This is a genomic window from Pseudomonas sp. NPDC090203, from assembly GCF_044746765.1.
Lineage (GTDB): Bacteria > Pseudomonadota > Gammaproteobacteria > Pseudomonadales > Pseudomonadaceae > Aquipseudomonas > Aquipseudomonas putida_AD.
This window is the reverse complement of sequence record NZ_JBIVCV010000007.1, coordinates 188,847-198,234: the sequence shown is the minus strand read 5'-3', so window position 1 is coordinate 198,234 and position 9,388 is coordinate 188,847. Positions and strand designations below refer to the sequence as shown.

11 protein-coding genes are annotated in these 9,388 nt (G+C 60.9%); 7 read left to right on the top strand and 4 right to left on the bottom strand.

The features are described from left to right. Positions 1-23 precede the first annotated feature (23 nt). The 6 genes from rpsI (at position 24) to ACIPO9_RS14340 (ending at position 4,544) form a co-directional block, all read left to right on the top strand. Complete coding sequence (gene rpsI, locus ACIPO9_RS14365; RefSeq protein WP_400781607.1) at positions 24-416, top strand: 30S ribosomal protein S9; 393 nt, start codon at positions 24-26, stop codon at positions 414-416. 262 nt (positions 417-678) lie between these two features. Further along, entirely contained in the window at positions 679-1,272 is a 594-nt protein-coding gene (petA, locus tag ACIPO9_RS14360) for a ubiquinol-cytochrome c reductase iron-sulfur subunit (RefSeq protein ID WP_274136210.1), read from the top strand. Next, positions 1,272-2,483 carry a cytochrome bc complex cytochrome b subunit gene (locus ACIPO9_RS14355; RefSeq protein WP_400781606.1) on the top strand — a complete coding sequence of 404 codons (1,212 nt, stop codon included), beginning with the start codon at positions 1,272-1,274 and terminating at the stop codon, positions 2,481-2,483. The genes petA and ACIPO9_RS14355 overlap by 1 nt, the downstream gene beginning before the upstream one ends. Next, complete coding sequence (locus tag ACIPO9_RS14350; protein ID WP_400781604.1) at positions 2,483-3,265, top strand: cytochrome c1; 783 nt, start codon at positions 2,483-2,485, stop codon at positions 3,263-3,265. The genes ACIPO9_RS14355 and ACIPO9_RS14350 overlap by 1 nt, the downstream gene beginning before the upstream one ends. A gap of 228 nt (positions 3,266-3,493) precedes the next feature. Then, a complete protein-coding gene (locus tag ACIPO9_RS14345; RefSeq protein ID WP_274136204.1) occupies positions 3,494-4,111 on the top strand; it encodes a glutathione S-transferase N-terminal domain-containing protein in 618 nt (205 codons plus the stop codon). A gap of 19 nt (positions 4,112-4,130) precedes the next feature. Further along, entirely contained in the window at positions 4,131-4,544 is a 414-nt protein-coding gene (locus ACIPO9_RS14340) for a ClpXP protease specificity-enhancing factor (protein WP_274136202.1), read from the top strand. Positions 4,545-4,728: 184 nt separating this feature from the next. Here ACIPO9_RS14340 and ACIPO9_RS14335 read toward each other — a convergent pair whose 3' ends face one another. From ACIPO9_RS14335 to ACIPO9_RS14320, 4 genes are all read right to left on the bottom strand, one after another. Beyond that, the gene (locus tag ACIPO9_RS14335; protein WP_274136200.1) at positions 4,729-5,307 is read right to left on the bottom strand and encodes a BON domain-containing protein; all 579 of its coding nucleotides are present in this window, start codon (positions 5,305-5,307) and stop codon (positions 4,729-4,731) included. Then, positions 5,304-5,897: a phosphoheptose isomerase gene (locus tag ACIPO9_RS14330; protein WP_120129559.1), complete on the bottom strand. Its 594-nt coding sequence runs from the start codon at positions 5,895-5,897 to the stop codon at positions 5,304-5,306. The genes ACIPO9_RS14335 and ACIPO9_RS14330 overlap by 4 nt, the downstream gene beginning before the upstream one ends. 156 nt (positions 5,898-6,053) lie before the next feature. Further along, the gene (locus ACIPO9_RS14325) at positions 6,054-6,428 is read right to left on the bottom strand and encodes a YraN family protein (protein ID WP_274136197.1); all 375 of its coding nucleotides are present in this window, start codon (positions 6,426-6,428) and stop codon (positions 6,054-6,056) included. Further along, positions 6,425-8,239, bottom strand: coding sequence for a penicillin-binding protein activator (locus ACIPO9_RS14320; RefSeq protein WP_400604795.1), 1,815 nt, complete (start codon positions 8,237-8,239; stop codon positions 6,425-6,427). The genes ACIPO9_RS14325 and ACIPO9_RS14320 overlap by 4 nt, the downstream gene beginning before the upstream one ends. Positions 8,240-8,461: 222 nt before the next feature. Between ACIPO9_RS14320 and rsmI the strand changes: the two genes are divergently transcribed. Beyond that, positions 8,462-9,367 carry a 16S rRNA (cytidine(1402)-2'-O)-methyltransferase gene (rsmI, locus tag ACIPO9_RS14315; protein ID WP_274136194.1) on the top strand — a complete coding sequence of 302 codons (906 nt, stop codon included), beginning with the start codon at positions 8,462-8,464 and terminating at the stop codon, positions 9,365-9,367. The last annotated feature ends 21 nt before the right edge of the window (positions 9,368-9,388 follow it).

Here is a 9,388-nt window from a genome sequence, read left to right as displayed (position 1 = left end):
AAGTTTTGGCGGACTAGTTCATTATGTCGGCGACTCAAAATTGCTGCACTGGCCGTCGCAAGACCGCAACCGCACGCGTTTTCCTGCGTCCGGGCACCGGTAACATCTCGATCAACAACCGCTCCCTGGATTCGTTCTTCGGTCGCGAAACTGCCCGCATGGTAGTTCGTCAGCCGCTGGAACTGACCGAGACCGTTGAGAAATTCGACATCTACGTCACCGTCATCGGCGGTGGTGTGAGTGGTCAAGCTGGCGCAATCCGCCACGGTATCACCCGCGCTCTGATGTCCTACGACGAAACCCTGCGCAGCGCTCTGCGCAAAGCTGGCTTCGTTACTCGCGATGCTCGCGAAGTTGAACGTAAGAAAGTCGGTCTGCGTAAAGCGCGTAAGCGTCCGCAGTACTCGAAGCGTTAATTCGCTTTTCGTTCAAAAAGAACGCTCAGTTTCCTCACGGAACTGGGCGTTTTTTTATGGGCGTCTATTATTGGGTGTGACGACTGGTCTCATCCGTGGATGCCCCGTTCCATAAGGCCTCCCCGTTTTCGCCAAATGGCAATACCCTTGCGGATACAAGGGCCTTTGCTTACATTTGGCAGGATTTTTTTGACAGCTAGAAAAATAATTCAAAGGGATGCCTGACCAAGCAGGCCTCTAAAAGCTGATGGGAGAGGACGGAATGAGCAATGACGGCGTGAATGCAGGCCGGCGTCGCTTCCTTGTCGCGGCCACATCTGTGGTCGGCGCTGCAGGAGCGGTGGGGGCTGCGGTCCCGTTCGTGGGGTCATGGTTTCCCAGTGCCAAAGCCAAGGCGGCGGGCGCACCCGTGAAGGTCAACGTCAGCAAGGTCGAGCCAGGCCAGCAGATGATCGCCGAATGGCGGGGCCAGCCGGTCTTCATCGTTCGTCGAACGCCCGAAATTCTCACCAACCTGACCAAGATCACCGGTCAGCTCTCCGATCCCGAATCCAAGAACTCCGTTCAGCCTGCGTACGTGGACCCCAAGGTTCGCTCGATCAAACCCGAGCTGCTGTTGCTGATCGGCATCTGTACACACCTGGGCTGCTCGCCCACGTTTCGCCCTGAAGTGGCCCCCGCAGACCTGGGCAAAGACTGGGTCGGCGGCTACTTCTGTCCTTGTCACGGCTCCCATTACGACCTGGCCGGGCGCGTCTACAAGGCGCAACCTGCACCCCTGAATCTGCCAGTGCCGCCGCATTCCTACGAGTCGGACTCAATCATCGTCATTGGTGTCGATCAGGAGAAAGCGTAATGAGCAAATTCATGGACTGGATCGATGCGCGCTTCCCTGCGACCTCCATGTGGGAAGACCATCTCAGCAAGTATTACGCCCCCAAGAATTTCAACTTCTTCTACTTTTTCGGCTCGCTGGCGCTGCTGGTGCTGGTCAACCAGATCGTCACCGGCGTGTGGCTGACGATGAGCTACACGCCCTCGGCGGAGGAGGCGTTCGCCTCGGTCGAGTACATCATGCGCGATGTCGAGTACGGCTCGATCCTGCGCCTGCTGCACTCCACAGGGGCTTCAGCGTTCTTTATCGTGGTCTATCTGCACATGTTCCGTGGCCTGCTCTATGGCTCGTACCAGAAGCCACGGGAGCTGGTGTGGATCTTCGGCATGCTCATTTACCTGGCATTGATGGCAGAGGCGTTCATGGGCTATCTGCTGCCATGGGGGCAGATGTCGTACTGGGGCGCGCAGGTCATCATCTCGCTGTTTGGCGCGATCCCGGTGATCGGCAATGACCTGACCCAGTGGATTCGCGGCGACTACCTGATTTCCGGGATCACCCTGAACCGCTTCTTCGCCCTGCATGTGGTGGCGTTGCCCATCGTGATTCTCGGCCTTGTGGTGCTGCATGTGCTGGCGCTGCACGAAGTGGGTTCGAACAACCCCGATGGCGTCGACATCAAGAAGCTCAAGGATGAAAACGGCAAGCCGCTGGACGGGATCGCCTTCCATCCATACTACACGGTGAAGGATATCGTCGGCGTCGTGGTGTTCCTGTTCATCTTCTGTTCGATCGTGTTCTTCTTCCCGGAGATGGGCGGCTACTTCCTCGAGAAGCCGAACTTCGAGCAGGCCAACGCCTTCAAGACACCAGAGCACATCGCCCCGGTGTGGTACTTCACGCCGTTCTACGCGATCTTGCGGGCCATCCCTGACAAGCTCATGGGCGTCATGGCCATGGGCGCGGCGATCGCGGTGCTGTTCGTGCTGCCCTGGCTTGATCGAAGTCCGGTCAAGTCCATGCGTTACAAAGGCTGGCTCAGCCGGATCTGGCTGGTGGTGTTCTGTGTGTCGTTCGTGATCTTGGGAATTCTCGGCGTGCTGCCGCCCAGCCCTGAGCGCGCGTTGCTGTCGCAGGTGTGTACGTTCCTGTACTTCGCCTATTTCATCCTGATGCCGTTCTACACGCGGATGGAGAAGACAAAACCGGTTCCGGAAAGGGTGACTGGCTGATGAAAAAATTATTGGCTGTTTTCATTCTTTCTGCCTTGCCTGTGCTGTCCTTTGCCGCCGAACACGGTGGACCGGAGCTGGAAAGCGTCGACATCGACGTCTCCGACAAGGTGGCCATGCAGGACGGCGCCCGCACCTTCGGCAACTATTGCATGGGCTGCCACAGCGCCAAGTTCCAGCGTTACGAGCGGGTCGCGGATGATTTGGGCATTCCCCACGAGATGATGCTGGAGAAGCTGGTCTTCACCGGTGCCAAGATCGGCGACCACATGACCGTCGGCATGCAGTCGGCAGACGCCAAGGCCTGGTTCGGCGCAGCGCCGCCCGACCTCACCCTGGTTGCCAGGGTGCGGGGCACCGACTGGCTCTACGGTTACCTGCGTTCGTTCTACGAGGATCCGGCACGGCCTTGGGGCGTGAACAACAAGGTCTTTCCTAACGTGGGCATGCCCAACGTGCTGGTGGGGCTGCAGGGCCGCCAGATCATCGGCTGCAAGCAGGTCCAGGCGGTCGAGGATGGCAAGAAGCAGTTCGACCCGCTGACCGGCTCGCCGCTGACCCATGAGGCCTGCGATCAACTGACCATCGTGCCCAAGACCGGCACCCTCACCGAAGAGCAGTTCGATGAGAAGGTGAAGAACCTGGTGACCTTCCTGGCCTACTCGGCCAACCCGGTCAAGCTGCAACACCAGCGCATCGGCACCTATGTGCTGCTGTATCTGGCGATCCTGTTTATCTTCGCGTACCTGCTCAAACGTGAATACTGGAAAGACGTTCACTGACTTCGCGCCAGTGATGAAGTAGATGGAACGCGCTCTGAAGAGCCTCATTCGGGCAATGGACGCAGAGCGGGTATAGTGGCGGGCGAAAGATTACGGAATTTACCTTGAGTAAATGCGCTATCTTGTCGCCCGCGACGAACACCCGCTGATTGTGGATGTTGCCGGAGGCGCCTTCAGGGCGCGTTCGTTTTTCTGCTTCTGAACATTTAACAAGCGAGGAGGATCACCATGGGCGTGACCAATCGGTTGGCCTGTTACTCCGACCCCGCCGACCACTATTCCCACCGCGTGCGCATTGTGCTCGCCGAGAAAGGTGTCAGCGCCGAGATCATCGATGTCGTGGGAGGTCGCCTTCCGCCGCAACTGGTCGAGGTCAATCCGTACGGCAGCACACCGACACTGGTCGATCGCGATCTGGCGTTGTACGAGTCGACAGTGGTCATGGAATACCTGGATGAGCGTTACCCGCATCCGCCTTTACTGCCGGTATACCCCGTTGCCCGGGCCAACAGCCGCCTGCTGATCCATCGGATCCAGCGCGACTGGTGCGTCCTGGTGGATGTCATCCTGGATGCTCGCAGCAAAGAAGCTGCCCGCACCCAGGCGCGCAAGGAGCTGCGCGAAAGTCTGACCGGCGTCTCGCCACTGTTCGCGGAAAAGGCTTTTTTCCTCAGTGACGAGCAAAGTCTGGTTGACTGCTGTCTATTGCCCATACTCTGGCGCCTGCCGATTCTGGGTATCGAGTTGCCGCGGCCTGCCAAGCCGCTGCTTGATTATATGGAGCGCCAGTTTGCGCGTGAGGCATTCCAGGCGAGTCTGTCTGCTGCCGAACGCGACATGCGCTAAAGGCTTAAGGAAACATTCGATGAACTCCAGTCGCCCCTATCTGATCCGTGCTCTCTATGAGTGGATCGTGGACAACGATTGCACGCCGCACATCCTGGTCAACGCCGAGTACCCGGCGGTGCAAGTCCCGCAAGGTTTCGCCAACGACGGACAAATCGTCCTCAACATCTCGCCAAGCGCCGTGCGCCACCTGCACATGGACAATGACGCGGTGAGCTTCGAAGGCCGTTTCGGCGGTGTGCCGCACAGCCTGTATGTGCCGGTCGCTGCGGTCATGGGGATTTACGCCCGTGAAAACGGCCAGGGCATGGTCTTCGACCTGGAGCCTGCCGTGGACGACGATGATGATCTGGATGTCGAAGACGACATGCCGCCACCGGACGACGAACCGCCACGCCCGAGCGGCCGGCCGAGTCTGAAAGTGGTCAAGTAACCCGACTGCGCGGTAATGAAAAAGGCGATCCCGAGGGATCGCCTTTTTTGTCGCCGCAGTTTGAGCGCATCGCACGTCCCGTAGCAGCACGGCTTGCCGGCGGGGACATTCTCAAGATCGCTCCCGCCGGCAAGCGGAGCGCCGCCCGGCCGGGCTGCTACGGTGGGAGCGATGGGCTGGCTGTTTAGTCGATGTACTCGAACAGCTTCACGATCTTCTGCACGCCGCCCACGCCCTGCACCAGGTTGGTGGCGCGGGTCGCTTCGGCCTGGGTCAGCAGGCCCAGCAGGTAGACGATGCCGTTCTCGGTCACGACCTTGATGCGCGAGCCCGGGATGGCGCTGTCGGTGAGCATCTCGGTCTTGATCTTGCTGGTCAGCCACGCATCGTTGCTGCGCGCCAGCATCGAGGAGGGCGCGATGACCTGCAGCTCGTTGTTGACCTTCTTGACCTTCTGCACCTGGGCGGCGGTCTGCTCGGCCAGTTGCTTGAGGTCGGCGCGTGGGGTCTGGCCGGCCAGCAGCACGATGCCGTTGAAGCTGGTCACCACGATGTGCGAATTGTTGTCCAGATCGGGGCTTGCCTTGGCGATGTTGACCGCGGCCTTGGTTTCGATCAGCGAGTCATCGATCTTGCTGCCGAAGGTGCGCGTACCGCGATCGTCGTCGATTGGCGCTTCGCGGCTGGCGTTGATCACCGAGCTGCATCCGCTGACGCCCAGGCACAGTGTCAGGGCCAGCAGGCTGAGACGTTTGGATATCATTCTTCACTCCCGAACAATTGGCTGTCGATCAGATCGCAAAGGCAATGGATCGACAGCAGGTGGACTTCCTGGATACGTGCGGTGACCTTGGCCGGGACGCGGATCTCCACGTCCTCGGGCAGCAGCAGCGAGGCGACATCGCCACCGTCGCGACCGGTCAGGGCTACGACAATCATTTCCCGATCATGTGCCGCCTGGATCGCCTGGATGATGTTGGCCGAGTTGCCGCTGGTGGAAATCGCCAGCAACACATCGCCGGGCTGGCCCAGGGCGCGGATCTGCTTGGAAAAGATTTCGTTGTAGCTGTAGTCGTTGGCGATCGAGGTGATGGTCGAGGTGTCCGTCGTCAGCGCGATGGCGGGCAGGCTCGGGCGTTCACGCTCGAAGCGGTTGAGCAGCTCCGACGAAAAGTGCTGGGCATCGCCGGCCGAGCCGCCGTTGCCACAGGCGAGCATCTTGCCTTCGTTGAGCAGGGCGTTGACCATCACCTGGCTGGCTTGCTCGATGTGCGGTGCAAGAACGTCCATCGCCTGTTGCTTGGTATCGATGCTGGCCTGAAAAAGCTGGCGAATTCGGGATTGCATGTCCATCTATGAAAACCTTAATAGGGGCGGCTGGTCGGGCGACGTCTGAAAGAGGTCATCGGCTTCCCGGCACAAAACTGTGCAGCCCGCAAAGCAAAGAGCAAATCAGTGTGAAGAGTGGTGTCGGCGAACAGGTTCGCAGATGTGGGCTTCAACGCGTAGTCAGGTGTCGAACGCATTCTGCACCCAGTTCGTTACAGGCCCCGCTCCCGGCTCGCCGTTGATGGCGACGACATCGAATCGGCAGGGGGAATCTGCCCATTTCGGTTCGGTCTGCAAGAACCATTGTGCAGCCAGGGTGAGCTTTTCCTGCTTGCGAACATCGACACTTTCCATCGCGCCACCGAAGCTGGCGTGGCGCCGATAGCGAACTTCGACGAATACTACTGTATCGCCGTCGAGCATGACCAGATCAAGCTCACCGCGTTTGCATGACCAGTTCTGTGTAATCAGTTGCAAACCTTGTTGCTGCAAGTGTTGCAGGGCGTGGGCCTCGGCCTCTCGCCCTGCGGTCTGGCGCGTGCTGCCTTGGGTCAAGGCGTGGTGTCCGGCAGGCGCTGGACGCGACCGTCGACGAACTGGGCCCATGGCAGTTGACGCTCGATACGCTGGCCCTGACCGATGGCCAGGCTGCCGGACAGACCGTCGATGCGGCTCTCAGGCAGGGTCTTGAGCTGGGTCAGGCGCGGCGCCAGGCGATAGGCATCGATGCCCATGGCGTACAGGCGACCCAGGCTGCCGGCGGCTTGAGGCCACTGGGTGGTGACTTGCTGGCGCAGCGGGTCGGTGGCGTTGAGCAGCCAAGGGGTTTCGCAGAAGCGCACGCCGGCCAGGTCGTTGTACATCGCCTGGTCGCCGCTGTTGGTGAACAGGTGCGAAGTCGCATAGACAGGCACGTCACCGGCGTACTGGAAGACCATGGTCGGTTTGATCTGCTGGGCCTGCTGCGGGGTCGCGGCCAGGAACATGAAATCGACATCCTGGCGGCGGCTTGGCTGTGCGGCCATCTGTGCGCCGGTGGTGCTTTGCAGGCGCTGGGCGCGGCCTTCGCTGTTGCGCAGCTGGAACAGGTCGGCGACTTGCTGGGCCAGGGCTACCGGCTGGTCGATGCGTTCGACGCCCAGCAGGGTGCCGCCCTTGGCTTGCCAGCTCTGGCGGAAGGCGTCGAGCACGCGGTCGCCCCATTCGCCTTTCGGCACCATGGCGACGGCGCTGCGTTTACCGTCAGCCCAGGCGCGACGGGCCACTTCACGGGCTTCGTCTTCCGCTGCCAGGCCGAACTGGAACAGCTCGGCCGGACCTTGCGCGGTCGAGTCGCTGTAGTTCAGGGCAAGGGTGGTGATAGGCAACTGCGGGTGAGCGCTGAGCTGTTTGACCAGCGGTTTTTCCAGCGGGCCTACCACCATCTGTACGCCAGCGGCCTTGGCCTGGGCGTAGAAGGCATCCATCGAGGTCACGCGGGAGCTGTCGAACACTTCGATGGCAGGCGGCTTCTGGCCGGCCTGTTGCGCCTGATAGTGCGCAGCCATGAAGCCGTCACGCAGGGCACGGGCGACCGAGGCTAGGGGGCCGTCTTGCGGCAGCAGCAGGGCGATCTTGGTCAGCGGCTGGCTTTTCAGGTCGCGCAGTTGAGCGAGCGACGTCGGCAACTGACGTGCGGCAGGGTGTTGCGGGTTCTGCGCTTTCCAGTTGTCGATGGCCGCCTGTTGTTGTTCCAGCGTGCCGGCACCCTTGACCGCGCGGGCCAGGCTCAGCCAGCCGCCCATGTCATCGGTGGCGTTGCTTTGCAGTTGCTCGGCAGGCAATGCCGCGACCAGGGTCCAGATCGCATCGTTGTTGGCGCTCAGGGCGTCGCCTTGCAGCAGCGGGCCCATGAACACGCGCTCGCTGGCGGCGGCGAGGGTCTGGCCATCAGCTTCCAGGGCGCGAGCGCGAACGGTGTGGGTGCGGGTTTGCAGGTCCACCGGCATTTCGGCCAGGTGCTGCAGGCTCGGGTGGTTGAGGGCGGTCAGCGCAGCCTTTGGCTGGCTGCGGCCCAGGGCCAGTTCGGCGGACAGGGTGTTGGCGTAGATCTGCTTGTCCGTCTTGAGCTGATCCATCTGGACTTGCTCAAGAATGCTCGCTGCACGGCTCGGGTTGTTCTGGCGTGCGGCCAGGTCCGCGGCGGTCAGCCTCAGCAGTGCGGCCTGATCGGGCGTCTTGGCGCTCGACGCCTGTTCGAGGAGTTGCTCGATGGTGGCGTCAGGGGTGCGTGGCAACTCGCCAAGGCTGGAGGAGGGCGAACTGGCGCAGGCGGCCAACAAGGCAGCCAGGCAGAGGGCAGAGAACAGCCGCAGGCAAGCGATCATGTATATGTTCCTGATACTTGAGCAAATAAGAGTGGAATTGTACCCAAGCACTGGCCGGGGCGCGACGTTGGAGGTATCAAAGCTGCGATATTGACCATGCAGATGGGCAATTGTGCGCACCGCGTGGTGGAATTCCCTGACAATGGCAGCCGATCTCAATGTATGAGCGGATGTGTGGGTGCATTTTCCAATCTCCCTGTCTGGATCCCCTGAACCTGTACAATGCAGGTTTTTACCCCACATGAGGTGCGCGTTTTGACTGCTCCAGGTGCTTTGAATTCCACTACAGGCTCGCTTTATGTGGTGGCCACGCCGATTGGCAACCTGGACGACATGAGCGTGCGAGCGCTGAAAGTATTGCGCGAAGTGTCATTGATTGCCGCCGAAGATACCCGGCATTCATTACGCCTGATGCAACATTTCGGCATAGCGACTCCGCTGGCTGCGTGCCATGAACATAACGAACGCGAAGAGGGCAGCCGATTCATCACCCGCCTGCTGGCCGGTGACGACGTCGCGCTGATTTCCGATGCGGGCACGCCACTTATTTCCGATCCTGGCTATCACCTGGTGCGTCAGGCGCGGGCGGCGGGCATTCAGGTGGTTCCGGTGCCTGGTGCTTGTGCCTTGATCGCGGCGTTGTCGGCGGCAGGCCTGCCGTCGGACCGTTTTATCTTCGAAGGCTTCCTGCCGGCCAAGTCGGTGGGGCGCAAGGCGCGTCTGGAACTGTTGAAGGAGGAACCGCGCACGGTGATCTTCTACGAGGCGCCGCACCGGATTCTCGAATGCCTGCAGGATCTTGAAGAAATCTTCGGTGCCGAGCGGCCTGCGGTGCTCGGGCGTGAGCTGACCAAAACCTTCGAAACCCTGAAGGGTTTGCCACTGGGCGAGCTGCGGGCCTTCGTCGAGGGCGACAGCAACCAGCAACGCGGCGAGTGCGTGGTGCTGGTTGCAGGCTGGAGCGAACCTGAGGGCGAGGACGTGATTGGTGCCGAGGCGCGCCGCGTGCTGGACCTTCTGCTGGAGGAAATGCCGCTCAAGCGCGCGGCTGCGTTGGCTGCCGAAATCACCGGCGTGCGCAAGAATCTGCTGTACCAGGTGGCCCTCGACAAGCAAAAGGGCGAGTGATCGCCATCCGTCAGCCTGTCA